General features: G+C 74.0%; 22 protein-coding genes. 9 read left to right on the forward strand and 13 right to left on the reverse strand.

Features of this window, described 5'->3' with window-relative positions; genetic code table 11:
* The first annotated feature begins 172 nt into the window (after positions 1 to 172).
* The 4 genes from ACGF5C_RS07605 to ACGF5C_RS07620 all read left to right on the forward strand — a co-directional run bounded on the left by ACGF5C_RS07605 (position 173) and on the right by ACGF5C_RS07620 (position 4,992).
* Positions 173 to 1,279 (forward strand): citrate synthase 2, encoded by a 1,107-nt coding sequence (locus tag ACGF5C_RS07605; RefSeq protein WP_350685273.1) that lies wholly within the window; start codon positions 173 to 175, stop codon positions 1,277 to 1,279.
* A gap of 255 nt (positions 1,280 to 1,534) precedes the next feature.
* On the forward strand, positions 1,535 to 2,662 hold the full coding sequence (serC, locus tag ACGF5C_RS07610; protein WP_393297896.1) for a phosphoserine transaminase: 1,128 nt from the start codon (positions 1,535 to 1,537) through the stop codon (positions 2,660 to 2,662).
* A gap of 187 nt (positions 2,663 to 2,849) precedes the next feature.
* Complete coding sequence (sepH, locus tag ACGF5C_RS07615; protein WP_393297899.1) at positions 2,850 to 3,929, forward strand: septation protein SepH; 1,080 nt, start codon at positions 2,850 to 2,852, stop codon at positions 3,927 to 3,929.
* 76 nt (positions 3,930 to 4,005) lie between these two features.
* A complete protein-coding gene (locus ACGF5C_RS07620; protein WP_393297902.1) occupies positions 4,006 to 4,992 on the forward strand; it encodes an aldo/keto reductase in 987 nt (328 codons plus the stop codon).
* 188 nt (positions 4,993 to 5,180) lie between these two features.
* Here the strand turns inward: ACGF5C_RS07620 and thpR are convergent, their stop codons facing one another.
* From thpR to ACGF5C_RS07645, 5 genes are all read right to left on the reverse strand, one after another.
* Positions 5,181 to 5,759, reverse strand: coding sequence for an RNA 2',3'-cyclic phosphodiesterase (thpR, locus tag ACGF5C_RS07625; RefSeq protein WP_393297905.1), 579 nt, complete (start codon positions 5,757 to 5,759; stop codon positions 5,181 to 5,183).
* A 13-nt stretch (positions 5,760 to 5,772) separates the two neighbouring features.
* Complete coding sequence (locus tag ACGF5C_RS07630) at positions 5,773 to 6,282, reverse strand: hypothetical protein (RefSeq protein ID WP_393297908.1); 510 nt, start codon at positions 6,280 to 6,282, stop codon at positions 5,773 to 5,775.
* A 103-nt stretch (positions 6,283 to 6,385) separates the two neighbouring features.
* Positions 6,386 to 7,669, reverse strand: coding sequence for an MFS transporter (locus ACGF5C_RS07635; protein WP_393297911.1), 1,284 nt, complete (start codon positions 7,667 to 7,669; stop codon positions 6,386 to 6,388).
* 70 nt (positions 7,670 to 7,739) lie between these two features.
* Positions 7,740 to 8,189 (reverse strand): MarR family winged helix-turn-helix transcriptional regulator, encoded by a 450-nt coding sequence (locus ACGF5C_RS07640; RefSeq protein WP_393297914.1) that lies wholly within the window; start codon positions 8,187 to 8,189, stop codon positions 7,740 to 7,742.
* 119 nt (positions 8,190 to 8,308) lie between these two features.
* Entirely contained in the window at positions 8,309 to 9,787 is a 1,479-nt protein-coding gene (locus ACGF5C_RS07645) for an NCS2 family permease (RefSeq protein ID WP_357702397.1), read from the reverse strand.
* Between the two features lie 88 nt (positions 9,788 to 9,875).
* Here ACGF5C_RS07645 and ACGF5C_RS07650 point away from each other — a divergent pair, with 88 nt between their 5' ends.
* On the forward strand, positions 9,876 to 10,121 hold the full coding sequence (locus ACGF5C_RS07650; protein WP_393297917.1) for a DUF2530 domain-containing protein: 246 nt from the start codon (positions 9,876 to 9,878) through the stop codon (positions 10,119 to 10,121).
* A 45-nt stretch (positions 10,122 to 10,166) separates the two neighbouring features.
* On the opposite strand, the gene ACGF5C_RS07655 is transcribed toward ACGF5C_RS07650, so the two are convergent.
* On the reverse strand, positions 10,167 to 11,006 hold the full coding sequence (locus ACGF5C_RS07655) for a DUF3027 domain-containing protein (protein WP_393257820.1): 840 nt from the start codon (positions 11,004 to 11,006) through the stop codon (positions 10,167 to 10,169).
* An 87-nt stretch (positions 11,007 to 11,093) separates the two neighbouring features.
* Here ACGF5C_RS07655 and ACGF5C_RS07660 point away from each other — a divergent pair, with 87 nt between their 5' ends.
* Both ACGF5C_RS07660 and ACGF5C_RS07665 read left to right on the forward strand, forming a co-directional pair.
* The gene (locus tag ACGF5C_RS07660; protein WP_393297920.1) at positions 11,094 to 12,743 is read left to right on the forward strand and encodes an MFS transporter; all 1,650 of its coding nucleotides are present in this window, start codon (positions 11,094 to 11,096) and stop codon (positions 12,741 to 12,743) included.
* Positions 12,740 to 13,390 carry a futalosine hydrolase gene (locus ACGF5C_RS07665; RefSeq protein WP_393297923.1) on the forward strand — a complete coding sequence of 217 codons (651 nt, stop codon included), beginning with the start codon at positions 12,740 to 12,742 and terminating at the stop codon, positions 13,388 to 13,390. Before ACGF5C_RS07660 ends, ACGF5C_RS07665 begins: the two co-directional genes overlap by 4 nt.
* 105 nt (positions 13,391 to 13,495) lie before the next feature.
* On the opposite strand, the gene ACGF5C_RS07670 is transcribed toward ACGF5C_RS07665, so the two are convergent.
* The 3 genes from ACGF5C_RS07670 to ACGF5C_RS07680 all read right to left on the reverse strand — a co-directional run bounded on the left by ACGF5C_RS07670 (position 13,496) and on the right by ACGF5C_RS07680 (position 15,922).
* Positions 13,496 to 14,431 (reverse strand): GNAT family N-acetyltransferase, encoded by a 936-nt coding sequence (locus tag ACGF5C_RS07670; RefSeq protein ID WP_393297926.1) that lies wholly within the window; start codon positions 14,429 to 14,431, stop codon positions 13,496 to 13,498.
* 1,063 nt (positions 14,432 to 15,494) lie between these two features.
* Positions 15,495 to 15,740, reverse strand: a complete 246-nt coding sequence (locus ACGF5C_RS07675; protein WP_393297929.1) for an ester cyclase — start codon at positions 15,738 to 15,740, stop codon at positions 15,495 to 15,497.
* Positions 15,737 to 15,922 carry a hypothetical protein gene (locus ACGF5C_RS07680; RefSeq protein ID WP_393297932.1) on the reverse strand — a complete coding sequence of 62 codons (186 nt, stop codon included), beginning with the start codon at positions 15,920 to 15,922 and terminating at the stop codon, positions 15,737 to 15,739. Before ACGF5C_RS07680 ends, ACGF5C_RS07675 begins: the two co-directional genes overlap by 4 nt.
* Positions 15,923 to 16,150: 228 nt before the next feature.
* Here ACGF5C_RS07680 and ACGF5C_RS07685 point away from each other — a divergent pair, with 228 nt between their 5' ends.
* Entirely contained in the window at positions 16,151 to 17,053 is a 903-nt protein-coding gene (locus tag ACGF5C_RS07685) for a 1,4-dihydroxy-6-naphthoate synthase (protein ID WP_393297935.1), read from the forward strand.
* Here the strand turns inward: ACGF5C_RS07685 and ACGF5C_RS07690 are convergent.
* Together ACGF5C_RS07690 and ACGF5C_RS07695 are read right to left on the reverse strand one after the other, a co-directional pair.
* Complete coding sequence (locus ACGF5C_RS07690; RefSeq protein WP_091098926.1) at positions 17,014 to 17,400, reverse strand: cold-shock protein; 387 nt, start codon at positions 17,398 to 17,400, stop codon at positions 17,014 to 17,016. The genes ACGF5C_RS07685 and ACGF5C_RS07690 overlap by 40 nt on opposite strands.
* Before the next feature lie 28 nt (positions 17,401 to 17,428).
* The gene (locus ACGF5C_RS07695; RefSeq protein ID WP_393297938.1) at positions 17,429 to 18,052 is read right to left on the reverse strand and encodes an HAD family hydrolase; all 624 of its coding nucleotides are present in this window, start codon (positions 18,050 to 18,052) and stop codon (positions 17,429 to 17,431) included.
* Positions 18,053 to 18,139: 87 nt separating this feature from the next.
* Between ACGF5C_RS07695 and ACGF5C_RS07700 the strand changes: the two genes are divergently transcribed.
* Positions 18,140 to 20,623 (forward strand): helicase-associated domain-containing protein, encoded by a 2,484-nt coding sequence (locus tag ACGF5C_RS07700; protein ID WP_393297941.1) that lies wholly within the window; start codon positions 18,140 to 18,142, stop codon positions 20,621 to 20,623.
* A gap of 52 nt (positions 20,624 to 20,675) precedes the next feature.
* Here the strand turns inward: ACGF5C_RS07700 and ACGF5C_RS07705 are convergent, their stop codons facing one another.
* Positions 20,676 to 20,924 carry a hypothetical protein gene (locus ACGF5C_RS07705; RefSeq protein WP_357702380.1) on the reverse strand — a complete coding sequence of 83 codons (249 nt, stop codon included), beginning with the start codon at positions 20,922 to 20,924 and terminating at the stop codon, positions 20,676 to 20,678.
* Between the two features lie 128 nt (positions 20,925 to 21,052).
* Positions 21,053 to 21,919 (reverse strand): L,D-transpeptidase family protein, encoded by an 867-nt coding sequence (locus ACGF5C_RS07710; protein WP_393297944.1) that lies wholly within the window; start codon positions 21,917 to 21,919, stop codon positions 21,053 to 21,055.
* Positions 21,920 to 22,072: the final 153 nt, after the last annotated feature.

Consider the following 22,072-nt stretch of genomic DNA (forward strand, 5'->3'; position numbering starts at 1 on the left):
GCGAGCCCGGGGCGGGGGATGTCGCGTGCAGCACAGTCGCAGCGGGTCGCGGATCCGGTACCCAGCAGGCAAGATGTCACGAACACATCCCTGATGAGGGTCGCCTGGGGCGCTCGGCCGGCTGGCCGGTGAGGGCTGGCCGGGCGCACCGAGCAGACCCAGGAGAGATGACATGGCCGATTTCAAACCCGGGCTGGAGGGCGTCGTAGCCTTCGAGACCGAGATCGCCGAACCCGACCGCGAAGGCGGCGCGCTGCGCTATCGCGGGGTCGACATCGAGGATCTGATCGGCCAGGTCTCCTTCGGCAACGTGTGGGCGCTGCTGGTCGACGGGCGGTTCGGCCCGGGCCTGCCGCCGGCGGAGCCGTTCCCGGTGCCGGTGCACTCCGGCGACATCCGGGTGGACGTGCAGTCCGCGGTCGCGATGCTCGCCCCCTACTGGGGCCTCGACCAGCTCCTCGACATCTCCGACGAGCAGGCCCGCGAGGACCTCGCCCGGGTGTCGGTCACCGCGCTGTCCTTCGTCGCCCAGTCCGCCCGCGGCCTCGGCCTGCCGGCGGTGCCGCAGAAGGAGATCGACAAGGCGTCCACCATCGTCGAGCGGTTCATGAAGCGCTGGCGCGGCGAGCCGGACCCGCGGCACGTCAAGGCGGTCGACGCCTACTTCATCTCGGCCGCCGAGCACGGCCTGAACGCCTCCACCTTCACCGCCCGGATCGTCGCCTCCACCGGCGCCGACGCCGCGGCCTGCATCTCCTCCGGCATCGGCGCCCTCTCCGGCCCGCTGCACGGCGGCGCCCCCTCCCGCGTGCTCAGCATGCTGGAGGCAGTCGAGCGCAGCGGCGACGCCGAGGGCTACGTGAAGGGCGTCCTCGACCGGGGCGAGCGGCTGATGGGCTTCGGCCACCGGGTCTACCGGGCCGAGGACCCGCGCGCCCGGGTGCTCCGCCGCACCGCCAAGGAGCTGGGCGCGCCGCGCTTCGAGATCGCCGAGGCGCTGGAGAAGGCCGCGCTGGCCGAGCTGCAGGCCCGCCGCCCGGACCGGGTGCTCGCCACCAACGTCGAGTTCTGGTCGGCCGTGGTGCTCGACTTCGCCGAGGTGCCGGCGCACATGTTCACCTCGATGTTCACCTGCGCCCGGATGGGCGGCTGGAGCGCGCACATCCTGGAGCAGAAGAAGCTCCAGCGGCTGGTCCGCCCGTCGGCCCGCTACGTCGGCCCGGGCAGCCGCAAGCCCAGCGACGTCGAGGGCTGGGACGCCATCCCGCACGGCGTCTGACCGCGTACCTCCGAGGGGCCCCGTCCGCGGACGGGGCCCCTCGCGCATGCCCCGCACATTTGTGGCGGATGACTCACGCCCGGGTATGGGACCAGCAGCCGGATCGGCCGGATCGGATGGGAGGATGAAGGCCGGCAGTGTCGCCGGACCGGGCCCGGATCCCGGCCGCCCCGCGCGCCCGCGCGCGTCCGCCGTCGATCCGCGCCCGCTTGCAGACCGGGCCCGCCTCGCCCATTCGGAAGGATCTCGACAACCGTGGCTGACGCACCGACCATCCGGATTCCCGACGACCTCAAGCCCGCCGACGGAAGGTTCGGCTGCGGGCCGTCCAAGGTCCGTCCGGCGGCGGTCTCCGCCCTCGCCGACGTGGCGACCAGCTACCTGGGCACCTCCCACCGGCAGAAGACCGTCCGCGACCAGGTCGCCCGGCTGCGCCGGGGCATCGCCGAGTTCTTCTCCCTGCCCGAGGGCTACGAGGTGGTGCTCGGCAACGGCGGCACCACCGCGTTCTGGGAGGTCGCGACGTTCGGCCTGGTCCGGGACCGGGCGCAGTTCGCCAGCTTCGGCGAGTTCGGCGCGAAGTTCGCCAAGTCCGTCAAGGACGCCCCCTTCCTCGGCGAGCCCACCATCCGCAAGTCGGAGGCCGGCACCGCCCCGAGCCTGGTGGCCGAGGCGGGGGTCGACGTCTACGCCACCCCGCACAACGAGACCTCGACCGGCGTCGCGGTGCCGATCAGCCGGGTGGCCGGCGCCGACCCGGGCTCGCTGCTGCTGGTCGACGCCACCTCCGGCGCCGGTGGGCTCGACGTCAACGTCGGCGAGACCGACGTCTACTACTTCGCCCCGCAGAAGTGCTTCGGCTCCGACGGGGGTCTCTGGCTGGCCCTGATGTCCCCGGCCGCCCTGGAGCGGGCCGGTGAGATCAAGGCGTCCGGCCGCTACGTCCCGGCCTTCCTCGACCTGGTCACCGCGATCGACAACTCGCGGCTGGAGCAGACCTACAACACCCCGGCCCTGGCCACCATCTTCCTGGCCGCCGAGCAGACCGACTGGATGAACGCGCAGGGCGGGCTGGCCTGGGCGGCCAAGCGCACGGCCGAGAGCGCCGCGATCGTCTACGGCTGGGCGGAGCGCTCCGACGTGGCGACGCCGTTCGTCGCCGACCCGGCGCTGCGGTCCAACGTGGTCGCCACCATCGACTTCGCCGACGGGGTCGACGCCACCGCGATCGCCAAGGCGCTGCGCGCCAACGGCATCGTGGACACCGAGCCCTACCGGAAGCTGGGCCGCAACCAGCTGCGGGTCGCGCTCTTCCCGGCCGTCGAGCCGGCCGACGTCGAGGCGCTGACCGCGTCCATCGACTACGTGGTCGAGCGACTCTAGGTCGCCATCACGTTCGGTGGCCGCCAGCCCGTACGGCGGCCACCGAACGTGATCATCGCCGCAGCTCAGTCGCGACATGCGGGTGTCGCATCCCCCACCTCGGGGAAGATGCGCGTACGGTGGTGCGAGACGCCCGGGTGGCCGGCTCGTGGCGTGACGGCCAGCGAAGCGGGACGGAGGCAACGCTATGCGCCCAGTACGCTTCGTCGCCCTCTCCGAGGACGGCCAGGCCCTGGTGCTCGCCGACGAGGTCGGGCGACTGCTCGCCCTGCCCATCGACGAGCGCATCGCCGGCGCGCTGCACGCCGAGCCCGGCGCCCCGCCGCTCGCGGTGGCCCCGACCGCCGCCGACCCGGTGCCCTCACTGTCCCCACGCGACATCCAGGCCCGGATCCGCTCCGGCGAGTCCGCCGAGGACGTCGCCCGGATCGCCGGCGTGCCGGTCGACCGGGTGCTGCGCTACGCCGGCCCGGTGCTCCAGGAGCGGGCCATGCTCGCCCAGCACGCCCGGCGCACCCGGCTCAAGGGCGCGGAGAAGCCGACCCCGCTCGCCGAGGTCGTCAACGGCCGGCTGGCCCAGCACGGGATCGACACCGAGAAGATCTCCTGGGACGCGTGGCGCCGCGACGACGGCACCTGGCGGATCGTCGCGACCTGGCCGTCGGGCAAGGCGACCGCGCAGGCGGTCTGGGATCTCGACAAGACCCGGCAGGCGGTCACCCCGCACGACGACATGGCGCAATACCTGTGCGCCGAGCGGCCCACCCCGATCCTCGGTCAGGAGCCGGCGCCGGAGCGGGGCGGTCACGCGCTGCCCGGCCCGTCGCGGGCCGAGCCGAGCCGGGGCGGGCACGGCCTGCCGGCGCCGGCCGAGCACAGCCGGCCTGGCCGCGACCCGATCCGGGCCGGGCGGGACGCCCTGCTCGCCTCCCTCGACCGTCCGCTCGGCTCGACCTCGGGCCGCGGGCTCGACCCACGCTCCCCGGCCGCCCTGGCGGGGCAGGACGCGCCCCGGCAGCGGCCGGTCGGCGGCGGCGCGGCGGCGCTGCTCGGCGGCGGGCAGGGTTCCGCGTTCGACGACGACTCGGACGCGCCCAAGGAGGTGCCGGCCGTGCCGTCCCTGGCGGTGCTCCGGCCCCGCCGCACGGGCGCGCCGGCGGCCGCTGCCGCCGAGTCGGCCGAGGCCGGGGGTAAGCCCCGCAAGCGCCTGCCGAGCTGGGACGACGTCCTCTTCGGCAGCGGGCCCGCGGCCCGCGAGTCCTCCTGACGCGTCGACTCCCGCGGCGAGCATTCGCCGGAGTCGACGCGAGGCACTCGAAGTGCCGCCGTGGCAGGGTGGCCGTATGGAGTACACGAACCTGGGCCGCACCGGCCTGTCGGTCAGCCGTCTCTGCCTCGGCACGATGAACTTCGGGCCGCAGACGACCGAGCCGGACAGCTTCGCGATCATGGATCGGGCCCTCGAACAGGGCATCAACTTCTTCGACACCGCCAACGTCTACGGCTGGCAGACCGGCGAGGGGATCACCGAGCAGATCATCGGCCGCTGGCTCGCCCAGGGCGGCGGCCGGCGGGACAAGGTCGTCCTGGCCACCAAGGTCTACGGCAAGATGGGCGAGTGGCCCAACGAGCAGGGCCTGTCCGCCCGGCACATCGTCCGGGCCTGCGAGGACTCGCTGCGCCGGTTGCAGACCGACACCATCGACCTCTACCAGATGCACCACGTCTCCCGGGCCACGCCGTGGGAGGAGATCTGGCAGGCCATGGAGACCCTGGTCGCCCAGGGCAAGGTGCTCTACGTCGGGTCGTCCAACTTCGCCGGGTGGCACATCTCGGTGGCGCAGGAGGCGGCGACGAAGCGTCACTTCCTCGGCCTCGTCTCGGAGCAGTGCATCTACAACCTGCTCACCCGGCACGTCGAGCTGGAGGTGGTGCCCGCCGCGCAGCACCACGGGCTCGGCATCATCCCGTGGTCGCCGCTGCACGGCGGGCTGCTCGCCGGGGTGCTGCGCAAGATGGCCGAGGGCGGGGCCGCGCGCGGCGCCAGCGGCCGCTCGGCCGACGCGCTCGCCGAGCACCGGCCGACCATCGAGGCGTACGAGAAGCTCTGCGGCGAGCTGGGGCACGACCCGGCGGACGTGGCGCTCGGCTGGCTGCTGTCCCGGCCGGGGGTGACCGCCCCGATCATCGGGCCGCGCACCGCCGACCAGCTCGACCGCTCCCTGGGCGCCCTGACGGTCACCCTCGACGAGGACACCCTCGCCCGGCTCGACCAGCTCTTCCCGCCCGTCGGCAACGGCGGCCCCGGCCCGGAGGCCTGGGCCTGGTAGCCACGCCCACGGCGGAACCGGCGGCAGGCGACCGCCGGCTCCACGGGTGGGCGCCGCCGCCGCGGCCGGCGGCGACGTCCACCCGGGCTGGCTTGGCCGGGCGGTCACCTAAGCACCGGCGGCCAATGGCTGGCGTGGCCGGGGTCAGATGGGCCACGCACCGGCCATTGGCTGGCGTCGCCGGGCGGTCAGATGGGCCAGGCGGCCAGGCGGTCGTAGGTGGGGCGGGGGCCGGGGTGGCTGCGCATCAGCACCATCTCGGCGGCCGGCCACGCCGGGCCCTCGTAGCCGTCCAGGGTCGCCACGTCCGCCGCCACGTCGACGTCGGGCACCCGGTCACCGGGTCGGGCGACCGTCAGGTGCGGGCGGAACGGCTTCTCGTCGTGCGGCAGGCGGGCGTGCCACAGCCGGGAGCGGATCAGCCGGGCCAGCATCTGGAGCTGCTCCACCTCGCCCCGCAGGTCGGCCCAGAGCACCGTGAACCGGCCCTGCCCGAAGCGCCCGCCGCCGGCGAACCGGAGCCGGGGCGCGGCGGAACGGCCCTCCCGGGACCACTCGGCGGCCAGCCCCAGTGCGCTCGCCACGTCGACCAGCCGGTCCGCCTCGACATCGCCGAGGAAGGCGAGGGTGACGTGGGCGGTGGCCGGGTCGGCGAGCCGGACGTTGATCCCGGAGGCGGCCGCCGCGCCGACCCGCAACCGGGCGACCTGTGCGCCGAGGTGCGCGATCGCCTCCGGCGGCGGGTAGACCGCGACGAAGAGCCTCACGTCGGCCCGCCGCTCAGTGGTGGCGCTGCCGGTGACCGGCCCGGGCAGCGGGCAGGGTCAGCCCGGCGGCGTGCAGGACGCCCTCCACCCGGACCCGCTCCAGCTCCAGGTCGACGCCCTCCAGCTCGGTCAGGTGCTCGGTGATGCCGAGCGCCCGGCAGGCCAGCCGGAGCCGGTCGTCGTACGCCCGGAGCACCGTGCGGTGCCAGACCGGCTGCCGGCCGTCGGTGCTGGCACCCTGGCCGCGCAGGCGCCGCAGGTCGGCGGCGAGCCGCTCCAGCGGGCGCCGGTCGGGCCGGTCGAAGTCGGTGAGGTCGATGTCGCGGGTCAGCGCGTCGGCCTCGACGGCCCGGTCCAGCCGGGCGATGGTGCGCCGCTCCCGCTGGCGCTCACGCCACTCGGCCCAGCCGCAGGCGACCCGGTCGATGATCTCGTCGGCGCAGAAGAACAGGGCGATCACCGCCGGCAGGCTGGCCACGCCCACGAAGGCAAGGACCAGCAGCAACCCGCGTCCGACCTCCACGCATCGACGCTAAGCCCCAGCCCGGCGGTCCGCCACCGGATTGGCCGCATCCACGCCATCCGCCGGATGGGACGGATCGTCCCACCCCGGGCGGCGAGGGCGGTCAGCAGTCGGTGGAGGTGACGTAGAAGCGCGGCATCGGCAGGATGCGGAAGCGCAGCCGGGCGCCGGCGCGGCGGAGCTGCCAGGTGAGCGCGATCAGGGCGGTGGCCAGCGAGATGAGCCCGCCGATCCAGATGCTGGCGCCCGCGCCGTAGGTCTCCGCCACCCAGCCGATCAGCGGCGCGCCGACCGGGTTGGTGCCGAGGAACACCAGCACCCACAGGGCCATCACCCGGCCCCGGAAGGCGGCGTCCGTGCCGAGCTGGACCCGCTGGTTGGCGGCCTGGGCGAAGAAAACCATGAAGAACCCGGTGGGCAGCAGCAGCGCCACCACCATCCAGTACGCCGAGGCGAGCCCGACCAGGGTGCCGAAGCTGGCGCAGCCGACCGCGGCGCCGAGCACCAGCCAGACCGACGGGCGGCTGCGCCGCCCGGTGCCGGCCAGCGCCCCGACCAGCGCGCCGACCGCCAGCGCGGTGCTGAACAGCCCGAACGAGGCCGCCCCGGTCTGGAACACGGTCTTGGCGAGCGCGGCCAGGGTGAGCTGGAAGTTGAACAGCGACATGCCGATCACCGACATCACCGCCATCGGCAGCAGCAGGTCGGGGCGGCGCCAGACGTAGCGCAGGCCGTCGACGACCTTGGCCGACGCCCGCTCGTCGCGCGGCGGCAGCGCCTCACGGTGCAGCTCGGCCGCGCGCATCCGGACGACGTTGACCAGCGGGGCGATCGAGCTGAGCGCGGTGAACAGGAAGACCGGCCCCACGTCGAACGCGGCGATGGCCAGGCCGGCGACGGCCGGCCCGACGATCCGGGCGGAGTTGAACACGGCCGCGTTCAGCGAGAGCGCGTTCGGCAGCAGCGACGTGCCGACCAGCTCCGAGACGAACGCCTGCCGGACGGGGGTCTCCACGGCGTTGGCGACGCCGAGCAGGGCCGCGAACGCGAAGACGTGCCAGAGCTGCACGAGACCGGTGATCACCAGCAGGCTCATCGCGAGCGCCAGCACGGTCCAGAACGCGTTGGCGACGAAGAGCAGCATCCGCTTGTCGTAGCGGTCGGCGAGCCGCCCGGAGAGCAGGGTGAGCAGCAGGACGGGAGCGAACTGGAGGGCGGTGACCACGCCGAGCGCGGTGGCGGAGTTGTCGGAGAGCTCGAGGACCAGCCAGTCCTGGGCGATGAACATCATCCAGACACCGATCAGCTTGATCAGTTGCCCGGATGCGAAGAGCCGGTAGTTGCGGACCTGTAGGGACTGGAACATCGTGCTCAGCTTCGCCTGCACTCTTTGTGCGCCTCCTCGCGGTCGTACGCGTCATCGACGGCGGACGGCGCGGTGGTGCGAGGCGCGCGGGTCAGGCGCGGGCGAGCTGCTGAAGGATCTCGGCGGCTTGCCGCAGGGTGTCCCGTTCTGCTTCGGTCAGCTCGGCCAGCCGGCGGGCCAGCCACTCGTCGCGGACGCGCTCGAACTGGTCGAGCACCGCCCGTCCCCCCTCTGTCGCCGCGAGGATGACCTGCCGGCCGTCGGTCGGGTGGGGGGTGCGCTGCACGAGGCCGCGCTCCTCCAACTTCGCGACGATCTTGGTCATCGTCGGCGGCTGCACCCGTTCGACGTCGGCCAGTTCCCGGGGCGTCAGCGCGCCCGCCAGCTGAAGGCTGGTGAGCGCGGAGAGCTGGGTGACCGTGAGGTCGCCGACCGGCCGGGCCTGGCGGACCCGTCGGTTGAGTCGGGTGATCGCATCACGCAGCTGTGGTGCGAGCTGCGCCGGTGGCACGCGTTTCGCCGTCACCGTCCGCTCCGTCACGATAGTTAGCTTAACTAATGAGCCTGGCTAATGAGCTGCGATATGACCATGCTCACGAGAAGTTTGCCCTGCTCCGGGCCGGCTACCCGATTCGGTCACCGGCCCGGAGCGGAGGGTGGTCAGAGCACCAGGGACTCGATCGGCCCGCGCAGGAAGTACAGCACGAAGAGGGCGGCCACCCCGTACAGCAGGGGATGGATCTCCCGGGCCTTGCCCTTGGCGAGCTTCACCACCACGTACGTGATCAGGCCGGCGCCGATGCCGTTGGAGATCGAGTACGTGAAGGGCATCAGGACGATCGTGAGGAACGCCGGGATGGCGATCTCGTAGTCGGACCAGTCGATCGTCCGCACCGCGGTCATCATCAGGAAGCCGACCACCACCAGCGCGGTGGAGGCCGCCTCGAACGGCACCACCACGACCAGCGGCGCCAGGAACATCGCCAGCAGGAACAGGCCGCCGGTGACCAGGTTGGCCACGCCGGTGCGGGCGCCCTCCGCCACACCGGCGGCGCTCTCGATGTACGACGTGTTGCTCGACGTGCTCGCCGCACCGCCGGCCGCCGCCGCGATCGAGTCGACCAGCAGGATCTCCTTGGCCCGCGGCGGGGTGCCCCGCTCGTCGAGCATGCTCCCCTCCTGCCCGACCGCGACCATCGTGCCCATCGTGTCGAAGAAGTCCGTGATCAGCAGGGTGAACACGAACATGAGGACGACGAGCCAGCCGGCCCGGCTCCACGAGTCGAACACGTTGAAGTTGCCGAGCAGCGACAGGTCCGGCACGTCCAGCCAGGTCTTCGGCAGCTCGGGGACGTTCAGCGCCCAGCCCTTCGGGTTCGGCTTGCCGTCGACGAAGGACGGCCCGATGTTCGCCACCGCCTCGACGACGACCGCCAGCACGGTGGAGCCGAGGATGCCGATCAGGATCGCGCCCTTGACCCGGCGCACCAGCAGCACCACGGTCAACAGCAGGCCCACCACGAAGACCAGCATCGGCCAGCTGCCGAGGGTGCCGTCGAAGCCCAGGCCGACGGGGACGGTGGTGTTCGCCGAGTCCGGCACGCGGCGGACGAAGCCGGCGTCGACCAGCCCGATGATGGTCAGGAAGAGGCCGATGCCGACGCCGATCGCCGTCTTCATCTGCGTCGGCACCGAGCGGAACACCGCCGTGCGCAGGCCGGTCAGCACCAGCACCGCGATGATCACACCCTCGATCACCACGAGGCCCATCGCGTCCGCCCAGGTCATCTCCGGGGCGATCTCGTACGCGACCAGCGCGTTGACGCCGAGACCGGCGGCGAGCGCGATCGGGAACCGGCCGACGACGCCCATCAGGATCGTCATCAGGCCGGCGACCAGGGCGGTGGCCGCCGCGAGGGCGGGAATGGGGAGCTTCTGGCCGTCGCCGTCGACGGCACCACCGATGATGAGCGGGTTGAGCACCACGATGTACGCCATCGTGAAGAAGGTCGCCAGGCCACCGCGTACCTCGCGGCTCATCGTCGAGCCACGGGCGGAGATCTCGAAGAACCGGTCGAAACCGTTACGCGGATGAGCCGGATCGGGTGGTGTGCCGTTGTCGGGTGGGGCTACTGCCATCAGGTCCTCGCAGGTGATCTTCCGTTGTCGCGCCGCATCGTCGCAGATCACGGGCCAGCAGCGAAAGTTGATCGCGTACGCTTGCCGCGTGCCGAAGGAGCAGCCGCCGCGACCCGAGCCGCTCGACCCGCCGATGGTGCCGTTCGCCCTCGCCGGGATAGCGGCCTGGGCGCTCGCCGGGTTGGCGTTACTCGTCTTTCGCGACTGGCTGACCGCGCACGGTCACCAGGACTGGTTGTGGATCTGCCTGGCCGGTTTCCTGTGGGGTTTCCCCGGTCTCGCCGTGATGATGCGACACGACGCCAACCGACGCCGCCGCCGCGCCGGCCACTGACCTGCGCCGACGTCGATCCGCCGGCCCGACGCCGCAGCCGGCCCGTCAGGGGTGGCCGTACGGCTCCGCCGGCTCCGCGGCCTCCACCGAGCCCGGCGCCCGGCTGACCGACACGGGCTCCACCGCGCTGTCGTCGTAGACCGTCGGCATCTCGTCGACCGGGGTGTCGGCGGCCTCGATCAGGGTCTCCGAGTGCGCGCCGCAGCCGTGGTCGGCGCTGACCACCCGGCCGTCGTCGGGGGCGTAGAAGTTGCCGCAGGCGCCGAAGGACTGCCGCAGGGCGCCGGCGAGCGGCAGGTAGAAGCCGCAGGTCCCGCAGCGGGCGGCGGCGGGAGCGGCGACCGAGATCGCGGCGGAGGGGCCGTGGTCGCCGTCGTACCAGCGCTGGGCGGCCTCGCTGCGCCCCTCCCGGGAGAGCACCCGGGCCCGGCCGAGCCCCAGCTCCCAGGCGGTCTCCTCGACCGCCGGGTCGTCGGAGAGCACGTAGCCGGGCTGGAGCCGCTCGTCGTCCGCCGGGGTGGGCAGCAGGTCACCGGGACCGAGGTCACCCGGCTTGAGCCGCTCCTGCCAGGGCAGCCAGCCGGGCGCGAGCATCGCGTCCGCGCCGGGAAGCAGCACCGTCTCGCAGACGGTGACGTGCCGGCTGCGGGGCACCCGGGTGACGGTGACGGCCCACCGCCAGCCCCGGTAGCCGGCGAGCCGGCACTCGAAATAGTGGGTGACGAGACGGTCGCCCTCCGCGACGGCCTGCAGGTGGTCGCCGATGTCCGAGGCGTCGACCTCGGTGATGGCGTCACGCGCCACCTCGACGGCGGCGGCGCAGACCTGGTCGAGACGAGCGGCGCGGGCAGAGGCGGGCCTGGTCACCCGACCATTGTTCCCCATGCGTACGGTCGACCGACAGGCACCCGCCGAGGACGTTCTGGCGCAGTGGTGCGGCGTACGCGGACCGGATGGGCGAGGATGGTGGGCATGCCGCTGTTCTCCCGCTCCGGGCGGTCCGTGCTCGGGCAGACCGTCGGCACCGGCATCAGGGCCGTCCGCCTGCTGTTCCGGGGCTCGGTCAGCGGTGGGCGCTGGATGACCCGCCGGGCCGGCCGGGCCCGCGCCCGGGGCGCCGGGGACGAGGTCGGCATGGTCCGCCTCTTCGACCTGCACGCGGTCTCCTGCGCCGGGGACACGCTGATCGCCATCGGCCTCGCCGGGACGATCTTCTTCAACGTCCCGCTCGGCGAGGCGCGCAGCAAGGTCGCCCTCTACCTGCTGGTGACCATGGTGCCGTTCGCCATGCTCGCCCCGGTGGTGGGCCCGCTGCTCGACCACTTCCGGCACGGCCGGCGGTACGCCCTGGCCGCCACCATGCTCGGCCGGGCCTTCCTGGCCTGGCTGATCTCCGACTACATCCACGGCTTCGGCCTCTACCCGGCGGCCTTCGGCGTGTTGGCGCTCTCCCGCGCGTACGGGGTGGCCCGCTCGGCGGCCGTGCCCCGGCTGCTCCCGGAGGGGCTCGGGCTGTCCCAGGTGGGCGCCCGGGCCAGCGTCTACGGCACGGTGGCCGGCGCGCTGGTCGCCCCGATCGGCCTGGCCGCCTTCTGGTTCGGGCCGCAGTGGCCGCTCCGGGTGGCCTCGGTCATCTTCCTGGTCGGCATGGTGATCTCCCTGCGGCTGCCTCCGAAGGCCGACTCGGAGCCGCCGGAGCGGGTGCCCCGGCCGCTGCGGGCGCTGGGCCGCCGCACCGGGGACCGCCCGCTGGGCCGGGGGCGGCCGGCGGGCCGGCTCGTGATCGCCACCCTGATCGGCGCCGCGACGCTGCGCGCGGTCTACGGCTTCCTGCTGCTCTTCCTGGCGTTCGCGATCAAGGCGGGCGACCTGACCACCGTGGCCTTCGGTCGGGATCTCGGCGACGAGGCGGCGCTGGGCCTGGTCGGCGCGGCGCTCGCAGTGGGCACCTTCCTGGCCACCGCGGTCGGCACCCGGCTGCGCATCCACCGACCCGCCGCGATCCAGTCCAGCGGCATGGTCGTCGTCGCCGGGGTGGCGATCCTCGCCGCGTTGAAGTTCTCGCTGCCCATGGTCGCCCTGCTCTGCCTGGTCGCCGCGCTGAACAGCGGCATCGCCAAGCTCGCCGTGGACGCCTCGATCCAGGAACGCATCCCGGAGCGGCTGCGGGCCAGCTCCTTCGCCCACTCGGAGACGGTGCTGATGCTCGCCTTCGTCGCCGGAGGCGGGCTGGGGCTCGTACCCTTCGACGGCCGGATCGGGATCGCCGTCGTCGCCGCCGTCGGCACCGTGGCCGCCGCCCGGGGCCTGGTGGTGGCGGGCCGGCTGCGCGCGGAGCGCCTGCTCGGCCGGCCGCTCGGCGACGACGAGCTGACCGACGGCACCGACGGCACCGACCCCGACGCCCCGGGCACCGACGGCGCGGCTTCCCCCGACCCGGAGGCCGCGCGCCGGTACGACCCCACGCCCACCTCCCCCGCCCCGGCGCAGGGCGGCTCTCCGCTGGACGACCCCGGCCTGGCACCGCCGGGCTACCACATCTACCGGCCCTCGTCGGCCGTCGGCGGGCCGGGCGGGACGGACGACGAGACCCGCCGGGAGCCGCAGGGGCCGCTCTCGTGACCGGTCTGCTGGTGGTCACGGCGGTCCCCGCCGAGGCCGAGGCGATCCGCGCCGGCCTCGCCGACCAGACGACCACGGTGCTGCCGGTGGGGGTCGGGCCGGCCGTCGCCGCCGCGACCACGACCCGGCTGCTGGTGCTCGCCGAGGCCGCCGGCCGGCCCTACAACGGCGTGGTCAGCGCGGGCGTGGCAGGGGGCTTTGCCGGCCGGGTGGAGGTGGGCGCCACGGTGCTGGGCACCGTGTCCGTGGCCGCCGACCTGGGCGCCGAGTCGCCGGCCGGCTTCATCCCGGTGGACGAGCTGGGCATGCCCCCGGACTGGCTGGGCGGTGCCACCGCGCTCGCCGCCGACCCGGGCCTGCTCGCCCGGCTGCGGGCCGCGCTCCCGGCGGCCACCGTCGGCCCCGTGCTGACCGTCAGCACGGTCACCGGCACCGCCGCCAGCACCGACGCGCTGCGCCGGCGGCACCCGGACGCGGTCGCCGAGGCCATGGAGGGGTACGGGGTGGCCGTCGCCGCCGCCCAGGCGGGCCTCCCGTTCGTCGAGCTGCGTACCGTCTCCAACCCGATCGGCCCCCGCGACCGCGACGCGTGGCGCATGCGCGAGGCGCTCGCCGCCCTGACCACCGCCGCCGCAGCCCTGACCTGACCCGGCCGCCGTGGCCCTGACCCGCCTGCCCTGCCCTAACGCGCCCTGCCCATGCCCCTGCCCTGGCCCGCCCTGCCTGGCTTGTCTGCCGGCCCCGCCGGACCCTCAGTCCGCCACCGCCACCGTCACCGCCGGCCGGCGGTCAAGCCGCAGCGCCCACGGTCGGTCCGACTCCAGCTGGTAGCCACAGGCCAGCAGCAGGTCGACGCCGCCGAACCGGGCGATCGCGTGGGCGGTCCGGATGCCCGCCCGGTCCATCTCGTCGGCGAGCAGGCCGACCAACCGGCGACCAATGCCGAGCTGTCGATAGTCCCCGGCCACGAGAACGCCGTCGAGAACGATCTCCCGTACCTCGCTCGGGTCGTCGCCGTACAAGAGGTGCGGGCTGCGCTCGTGAGCCCGCAGCTCACCGACCAGGTCGCCGCCTGGCAGTTCGGCCACGAGCCGCCACGACGTCGCCGGCAGGCCGCCCGTCACCCGGCGCAGCCGGACCGTGCGCCGGACCTCCGCGGCCCACCGGCGCCTGTCCCGGTAGGCACGATTCCGCTCGTACGTGGCCGCCGGTAACGGCAGCGGCCAGAGCGGAGGCGGCAGGTTGTACCAGTTCGCCCACCAGGCACCCGGCCAGTCCTTCGGCTCCCGGACCTCCCACGCGTCGAGGTGGGCGGGATATCGCCGCCCTGCCGCGTCTCGTAGCCCGTCGTGCGGCACCGCCGGCAGCGACCCGCCGGCGCTGTCGCCGCTGTCGGCGCTGTCGCCGCTGTCGGCGCTGTCGGCGCTGTCGGCATTGTTCGCGTTGTTCGCGCTGTCGACCGCGCCAGCCGCGCCCGGCAGGCCGACGGCCACCTTTCCCCCAGCGGCCCGGACGAGCCGTTCCACCGTGCGGAACCTCGGATCGATCGCCCGGCCCGACTCGATCCGGGCCAGGGTGGCCTGGGGCACCCCGGACCTCTCGGCCAGTTCCCGCTGGCTCAGGTCCGCGAGACGCCGCAGGGACCGGAGAGCCGCGCCCAGGTCAACCGCGTCTGTCAGCTCTGCCACGAAACCATGCTCCCGACGCGCCGCGGCTTCCTCAACCGCCCTTCTGAACCTGTGGACAAGCCTGTGGACAACGTCAACGATCACAGCCGCGCCGACAACCACGGCCGCGCCCACCAACCACGGGAGTGCCGACAACCACGGCCGTGCTGTCAGGTCGCTCGGCCGTCGGCCAATCAGAAGCCGTCTCATCAGGAGAGGCAAGAATGCCTGCCGCGACGCTGTCGAGCTGAATCGTTTACGACATCACGGCCGCGGGCCGGACGGCGCCGACCATCCACACAATCACGGGCGAGGGCCGGACAGCGCCGGCGACATCCACACAATCACGGGCGAGGGCCGGACAGCGCCGGCGACATCCACACAATCACGGGCGAGGGCCACGCGGTGCCGGCGACCATCCACCAGCAACGACAAGCCCGAATCGAAGCGGACCACCGGCCACACGACGACGAGATCCTGTCGATACAGGAAGTAGTCGGACCCGCGCCGGGGGATTCGCGTCCGGCTGACGCAGCGACACGCCCTCCACGGGGGCTGGCTTCCAGACCGCGCGGCTCCTCGATCGCCAGATGCCGCAGCCGAGACGCGGCGGGCGGGACGGCAGGCAGTCGCCGACGGACGGGGAGTCGGCGAAGCGCCCGGTCGTCGCCGACACGCCCCAGCGGGTTGGCAAGGCAAGGACGGCGCCGGCACGGACGGCAACAAGAGCTGGCATCGGCGTCGCCGGGTGAATCGTTTACGACATCAGCTTGACAGGCGGCTACGACCTGTCATTCCTCATCGCCAAGCAGTTCGCCGCCGAGGCGGCCGAGGTGGCAGCCACGATCGCACCCGTGTCCCGTCGCCGCGCCGGGCCACACCGGGCCGCGCCGGTTGCCCAGGTCGGTCCAGTTCAGCCGTAGCGGCCGGCGGAGGTCTCCGTCGGTGATCTCGATCCGTGCCCGGCTGAGCCGGAGCATGCCGAGGCCAGAGGCACGTGTGTACCAACCCCGGATGGAGCGTTCAGAACTTGTAAGCGAGACGTCCTCAGCCAGTGTGCGAGCACTTGCCCTGGGCGATGCCGTCAGGAATCGTCCCTGAGTTGGGCTAGCAGACCGGCTCGGTCAATCTGCATCCAGTACTCGGTGATCAGCCCGTCTTCGACGTGATAGACGACCGAGTTGATCTGGCGGACGGTCCGACCGGTCGGCGCAATTCCATCCACCGGCTCGAGGTGGCGCCCAACTTGGCTTAGCCGGACATACGCCCGCGCACCGTCAACCAGGAATTCCTCGATCGTGAGGTCGAACGCGCCCCAGCTGGCGGTCATCTCCCGGACGTGCTCGCGTAGCCGTCCGGGGTTCGCTCAACGGTGGCCAGGTCCTCGGACTGCATCTGGTGGGCACGCACCGTCGGTGCCATGAACTCTGCCGCCCGCTGCGGCTCCCGGCCGGAGCGGACGTACCGGAGGAAGTCACCGACGACGCGACGCGTCACCTCACTGTCGATCATGAAGTCACCCTGGCAACCGGTAGCCGGGACGAAAAGCCTGCCGGCAGGTGGCCTCACTCACTCCGAAGCGGAGTGCCGGACCGAGCGCAGGCGGAAACCTGGCTGTCGAGGCCCCGTGCCGCAGGCTCCGCGGACGGACCCACGCCCCAGGGCCGGAACAGTGGGCGTAGGTCACAGGGGCGGGGCCACAGGCGGGCGACCACCAGGGTGCGGGGATACCGTGGGCGCGTGGCGCTCTCGCTGGCGATCTCGCCCTGCCCCAACGACACGTTCGTCTTCCACGCCCTGGTGCACGGCCTCGTGCCCGACGCGCCGCCGGTGGAGGTGACGTACGCCGACGTCGACGTGACCAACACGGCCGCCGAGCGGGGGGCGTTCGACCTGGTGAAGGTGAGCTACGCCGCGCTGCCGTGGCTGTTGGACGACTACCACCTGCTGCCCTGCGGCGGGGCGCTCGGCCGTGGCTGCGGCCCGCTGGTGCTGACCAGGGGCGACGGCGCCGGCCGACTCGACCGCCCGGGCAGCGCGGGGCACGCCGACCGCGCCGACCTGACCGACCGCACCGATCGGGCCGACCTCACCGGCGCGACCGTGGCGGTGCCCGGCGACCGGACGACGGCGTACCTGCTCTTCCGGCTCTGGGCGGCGGACCGGCCGCCGGCGCGGATCGAGGTGGTGCCGTTCCACGAGATCATGCCGGGCGTGGCCGCCGGCCGGTACGACGCCGGCCTGGTCATCCACGAGGCCCGGTTCACCTACCCACGGCACGGCCTGACCGCCCTGGTGGACCTGGGCGAGTGGTGGGAGGCCGACACCGGCCTGCCCATCCCCCTCGGCGCCATCCTGGCCCGGCGCGGCGCGGTGGACCCGGAGTCCGCCGCCGGGTGGATCCGCGAGTCGGTCCGCCGGGCCTGGGCCGACCCGGCGGCGAGCCGCGACTACGTGCTGGCGCACGCGCAGGAGATGGAGCCCGACGTGGTGGACCGGCACATCGGCCTCTACGTCAACGAGTTCACCGCCGACCTGGGGGACGCCGGGTTCGCCGCCGTGGAGGCGCTGCTCGGTCGGGCCGCCGCCGCCGGGCTGGTGCCTCAGACCTCCAGCTCGCGCGCGACGGCGTGGACCAGCTGAGCGATCTTCTGCGCGGTCTTGCGGTCGGGGAAGCGGCCCCGGCGCAGGTCCGGCTGCACCTTCGCCTCCAGCACCTTGATCATGTCCTCGACGAGGCCGTGCAGCTCCTCGGCCGGCCGGCGGCGCAGCTCCGCCACCGACGGCGGGGCGTCGAGCAGCTTGACCCCCATCGCCTGCGCGCCCCGGCGGCTGTCCACCACGCTGAAATCGACCCGCTGACCGCCCTTGAGGTCGGTGACACCCGCCGGTAGCGCGGTCTTGGGAAGGAACACGTCGCCACCCTCGTCGCTGGTGACAAACCCGTATCCCTTGGCCGCGTCAAACCACTTCACTCGCCCCGTCGGCACCTGAGAACCCCTGCTTCGCTTGAGACGTCTACTGCCCCAAGGCTAGCCGGATCATCCCCTCCAGCGCCGCCGGGAATCCGGTGAGATCATCCAGCACCGCCTCCGCCCCGGCGGCGCGGAGTTCGTCGGCCGAACACGGGCCGGTCGCGACGGCGATGCCGGGCACGCCCGCCGCCCGCGCGGCCACCATGTCGGCCACGTGGTCGCCGACGTAGTGCGTGGCGCCGTGCTCGCGCAGCGCGGTCGCCTTCTCCTCGGCGAACAGGTCGCCGGCCAGCTCGTCGACCGCCAGTCCGAGGTGGTCGAGGTGCAGCCGGGCCAGGCGGCCCAGCTTGGAGGTGACCACCAGCACCCGGCCGCCGCGGGCGCGGATCGCGTCGATCGCCTCGCGGGCGCCGGGCAGCGGGACGGTGGGCGTGATCGCGTACGCCGGGTAGAGCTCGCGGTACGTGCGGACGGCCGCGTCGACCTGCTCCGGCGGGAACCAGCGGGCGATCTCGGTACGCAGCGGCGGGCCGAGCCGGGACACGGCGGCCTCGGCGTCCACGTGCACCCCGGTCCGGGCGGTCAGCGCCCGGTAGGCGGCGGCGATGCCGGGGCGCGAGTCGACCAGGGTCATGTCGAGGTCGAAGCCGACCGTCAGTGCTGGCATGCGGAGAAACCTACCCGCCCGTCCGCACGGGTCAGCCGGACGTCCGAGGGGCGGGAAGACCCCCTGCCGGGCTAGCGTGGAACGACGATGACCACCTCACTCGCCGACCACCTGCGGTCGCTGCCCGACGAGTCGCTCGCCGCCCTCCTCCAACTGCGGCCGGACCTCGTGGTGCCCGTGCCCGCCGACGTCTCCGCGCTCGCCATCCGGGCCCAGTCCCGGGTCTCGGTGGCCCGCGTACTCGACGGGCTCGACCAGTTCACCCTGCAGATCCTGGACGCCGCCCGGCTCACCCGGGACCCGGCCGAGGGCACCACCTCCACCGCCTCGGTGCTCGCCATGGCCACCGCCGGCCCGCACCCGCCCGCCCCCACCTCCGTCCGCACCGCCGTGAACCGGCTGCGCGCGCTCTTCCTGCTGCACGGCCCCGAGAGCGCCCTGCGCGTGGTGGAGAGCGTCGACGAGGTCTCCCCGTACCCGGCGGGGCTGGGCCGGCCGGCGGCGGAGCTGGACCCGCGGGCGGCGGCGCTCTGCGCGGACCCGGCGAAGCTGCGGCGGACGCTGCTGGCCGCGCCACCCTCGGCCCGGGCCATCCTGGACCGGCTGGCCGCCGGCCCACCGGTGGGCAGCGTGCCGGCGGGCGCGTTGCAGGCGCCGCCGGTCGGCGCGGAGGACGACCTGCCCCCGGATCCGACCAACGGCGGCGCGCCGACGGGCTCGCCGGTGCGCTGGCTGGTCGACCACCACCTGCTGGTGCTGGTCTCCGGCCCCAACAAGGCCAGCGCCACCGGCACCGTCGAGCTGCCCCGGGAGGTCGGCCTGCTGCTGCGCCGGGACAGCGGCCCGCTCGGCCCGCTGCGGACCAGCCCGCCGCCGGTGGCCACGCCGCCGCGCGAGCCGAAGGCCGCCGACTCCGCCGGGGCCGGGCAGACCATGGAGGCGGTACGTCACACCGAGGCGCTGCTGGAGCAGCTCGCCGCCGAGCCGGCGCCCGTGCTCCGCTCCGGCGGCCTGGGCGTGCGCGACCTGCGCCGGCTGGCCCGCGCGGTCGGGGTGGACGAGCCGACGGCCGCCCTGCTGCTGGAGGCGGCGTACGCGGCGGGGCTGATCGGCGAGGTGGACCTGCCCGGGGCCACCACCACCCGCTACGGGGCCGACCAGCAGGTGCTGCCCACCGCCGGGTACGAGGTGTGGCGGGCCGGCACGCTGGCGCAGCGCTGGGAGCAGCTCGGCCGGGCCTGGCTGACGATGACCCGACAGGTCGGGCTGATCGGGCAGCGCGACGACCGGGACCGGCCGATCACCGTGCTCTCGGCCGAGGCGGAACGGGCCGGGGCACCAGCCGCCCGACGCGCCGTCCTCGGGGTGCTCGCCGGCCTGGAGCCGGCCACCGCGCCCACCCCCGAGGAGGTGCAGTCGCTGCTCGACTGGCGGGCGCCGCGGCGCAGCCGGGGGCGGGAGGCCGCGCACCGCGACGTGCTGACCGAGGCGGCGACGCTGGGCGTGACCGGGCTGGGGGCGCTCACCTCGTACGGGCGGCTGCTGCTCGCCGACGTCACCGCCGCCGACGAGCGGGGCGGGGACGACCCGCTCGGGCTGCGCGCGGACGCCGAGGACGGCGACGGGACCGGCGCGGTACGCGCGCTGGACGCGCTGCTGCCCGCCCCGGTCGACCACTTCCTGGTGCAGGCCGACCTGACCGTCGTGGTGCCCGGCCCGCCCGACCCGGCCCTCGCCGCCGAACTGGAGGTGGTGGCCGAGCACGAGTCGGCCGGCGGCGCCAGCGTGCACCGGGTCACCCCGGCCAGCGTGCGCCGGGCCCTGGACGCCGGCTACTCGGCCGACGACCTGCACGCCCTGTTCCGGCGCCGGTCCCGCACCCCGGTCCCGCAGGGGCTGACGTACCTGGTGGACGACGTGGCCCGCAAGCACGGCGGGCTGCGGGTCGGCTCCGCCGGGGCGTACGTGCGCAGCGACGACGAGGCGCTGCTGACCGAGGTGCTCGCCGACCGGCGGCTGGAGTCGCTGGCGCTGCGCCGGCTCGCGCCGACGGTGCTGTCGACCCCGTACCAGGTGGGCCGGATGCTCACGGCCCTGCGCGAGGCCGGGTACGCCCCGGTGCCGGAGGACGCGAGCGGGGCGGCGGTGCTGTCCCGCCCGAAGACCCGCCGGGCCCCGGCCCGGGTGTCGGTGACGACGCGGACCCTCGACCCGCTGACCGCGCCGAAGCTGTCCATGCCCCGCCTGCTGGGCGTGGTGGAGCAGATCCGGCGCGGCGACGCGGCGGCCCGGGCGGCGCGGCGCGCGCCGGCGGTGGTCAGGGGCGGTGCGGCGCGTACCGGGCCGGCGCCGGTGCACACCCACAGCGACGCCCTCGCCGTGCTCCAGCAGGCGGTGCGGGACAAGGCGCTGGTCTGGGTCGGGTACGTCGACGCGCACGGGGCGACCGCGTCCCGGCTGGTCCGGCCGGTCTCGATCGGCGCGGGTTACCTGCGCGCCGAGGACGAGCGGACGGAGATGCTGCACACCTTCGCCCTGCACCGGATCACGGCGGCGGTGCTGGAGGACTGAGCGCCAGCGGCCCTACGGGTCGTTTCGGAGCGGCCGGCGGCCTCGGGCCGGGTCAGCGCCGGCTGCGGCGTACCGTCCCGACGACGGAGACGACCAGCAGCAGCGCGAACCCGGCGCCGGCCGACTCGCCGACCGAGTCGACGAAGCCCTGTTCGAGCACCAGCCAGCCGAAGAGGAACCAGCCGAGGAGCACCGTCGCGGCGGCCGCGTACGCGACGACGGTGACGGTGGAGACCCCCTCGTCCGGCGACGGGTCGCGCTCGGCACTGTGCTCCGGTCTCGCTTCCCGGTCGACCGTCATCTCAGCCTCCCCGTCCGTCCGACGCCTGGCATTCCAGCGTGTCACTCGGGTGACCGGAGTGACAGGGGATAAAACCCCGATCGGACGACGTGTGCGACGCGGACGGGCCGGGCCCCGGCGACGGCGACTCAGGTGCCGGGGCGTCGCCCGACCAGCACCACCCGGCTGCCGACCTTGCCCAACTCCCAGTACCGGACCGCGTCGGCGTGCAGCAGGTTGACGCAGCCGTGCGAGCCGATCGCCTTGTTGTGCAGGTAGGTCGTGGTCTCGTGGAAGCCCATTCCCCGCGTGAAGTGCTGCCAGTACGGGAGCCAGACCTCGTACGGGTCGGACCACTCCTTGATGTTGCGGTAGTTGATCGTGAAGGTGCCGGCCGGGGTGCGGTAGCCGGGCATCCCCGTCCGGGTGACCGTCGGCTTCACGAGCACCTTGCCGTTGCGCATCACCCAGGTCGTCTGCCGGGTCAGGTCGATGCAGAAGGTGATGCCCGAGCCGGCCTTGCAGCGCGCCGTGTCGGTGGTGGCGAGCCGCTTCGCCACGTCGTGGGTGGTGGGCCCCGCGCGGCCGTGGGCGGGGCGGATGTCGTACCGCTTCTGGAACTTCTTGATCGCGGCGCAGTCGGCGGCGGACTGGCGGCCGTCCACGGTCAGCGTCCCGAAACCGCCCAGCCGGGCGAGGTGCGCCTCCACCGCGCGCTGGTGCTCCCCCTGTGGGCAGCCGGCGGCCGACGGCGACGTGGTGGGCTTCGGCGCGGGCCGGGTCGGCCTCGGGCGGTTCGGCGCGGGCTTCACCGCCGGCTTCGCCGTCGCCGTGCCGGCCCGCTGGTCCGGCCCGGGCGCACCGCTCGCCCCCGTTAGCTGCTCCGTGGCACCGACCGGGACGGGACCCCCGCCCCCACCTCCGTCGGCCCGCGGCTCGAACGCGCACGCACCGGCGCCGACCAGCGTGGCCACTGCCAGGGCGACGAGCCGGGTGGTGATCCGGACGTGTTTCATGGCGCCTCCCGTGACAGGTGTCCTATTGCTAGACGTTGTGAGCACCGCTCCGGTTGCGCCCCGTGTCCAGATTTTTCTGGCGTCACCCGGATACGTGCAACACTGGTGGGTCGGCCCGGGGCGGGTCAGTCACCTCCCGGACAGCTGGCGACC

It is taken from the genome of Micromonospora sp. NPDC047620 (assembly GCF_043205005.1).
Classification (GTDB): domain Bacteria; phylum Actinomycetota; class Actinomycetes; order Mycobacteriales; family Micromonosporaceae; genus Micromonospora.

What these genes read in the sequence shown, in the direction of transcription:
- ACGF5C_RS07675 (WP_393297929.1), bottom strand. Translation starts at nt 15,740, where the DNA reads ATGACCGCCAGCTGGGGCGCGTTCGACCTCACGATCGAGGAATTCCTG.
- ACGF5C_RS07605 (WP_350685273.1), top strand. Translation starts at nt 173, where the DNA reads ATGGCCGATTTCAAACCCGGGCTGGAGGGCGTCGTAGCCTTCGAGACC.
- ACGF5C_RS07700 (WP_393297941.1), top strand. Translation starts at nt 18,140, where the DNA reads ATGACCACCTCACTCGCCGACCACCTGCGGTCGCTGCCCGACGAGTCG.
- ACGF5C_RS07705 (WP_357702380.1), bottom strand. Translation starts at nt 20,924, where the DNA reads ATGACGGTCGACCGGGAAGCGAGACCGGAGCACAGTGCCGAGCGCGAC.
- ACGF5C_RS07645 (WP_357702397.1), bottom strand. Translation starts at nt 9,787, where the DNA reads ATGGCAGTAGCCCCACCCGACAACGGCACACCACCCGATCCGGCTCAT.
- ACGF5C_RS07655 (WP_393257820.1), bottom strand. Translation starts at nt 11,006, where the DNA reads ATGGGGAACAATGGTCGGGTGACCAGGCCCGCCTCTGCCCGCGCCGCT.
- ACGF5C_RS07680 (WP_393297932.1), bottom strand. Translation starts at nt 15,922, where the DNA reads ATGATCGACAGTGAGGTGACGCGTCGCGTCGTCGGTGACTTCCTCCGG.
- ACGF5C_RS07710 (WP_393297944.1), bottom strand. Translation starts at nt 21,919, where the DNA reads ATGAAACACGTCCGGATCACCACCCGGCTCGTCGCCCTGGCAGTGGCC.
- ACGF5C_RS07620 (WP_393297902.1), top strand. Translation starts at nt 4,006, where the DNA reads ATGGAGTACACGAACCTGGGCCGCACCGGCCTGTCGGTCAGCCGTCTC.
- ACGF5C_RS07660 (WP_393297920.1), top strand. Translation starts at nt 11,094, where the DNA reads ATGCCGCTGTTCTCCCGCTCCGGGCGGTCCGTGCTCGGGCAGACCGTC.
- ACGF5C_RS07695 (WP_393297938.1), bottom strand. Translation starts at nt 18,052, where the DNA reads ATGCCAGCACTGACGGTCGGCTTCGACCTCGACATGACCCTGGTCGAC.
- sepH (WP_393297899.1), top strand. Translation starts at nt 2,850, where the DNA reads ATGCGCCCAGTACGCTTCGTCGCCCTCTCCGAGGACGGCCAGGCCCTG.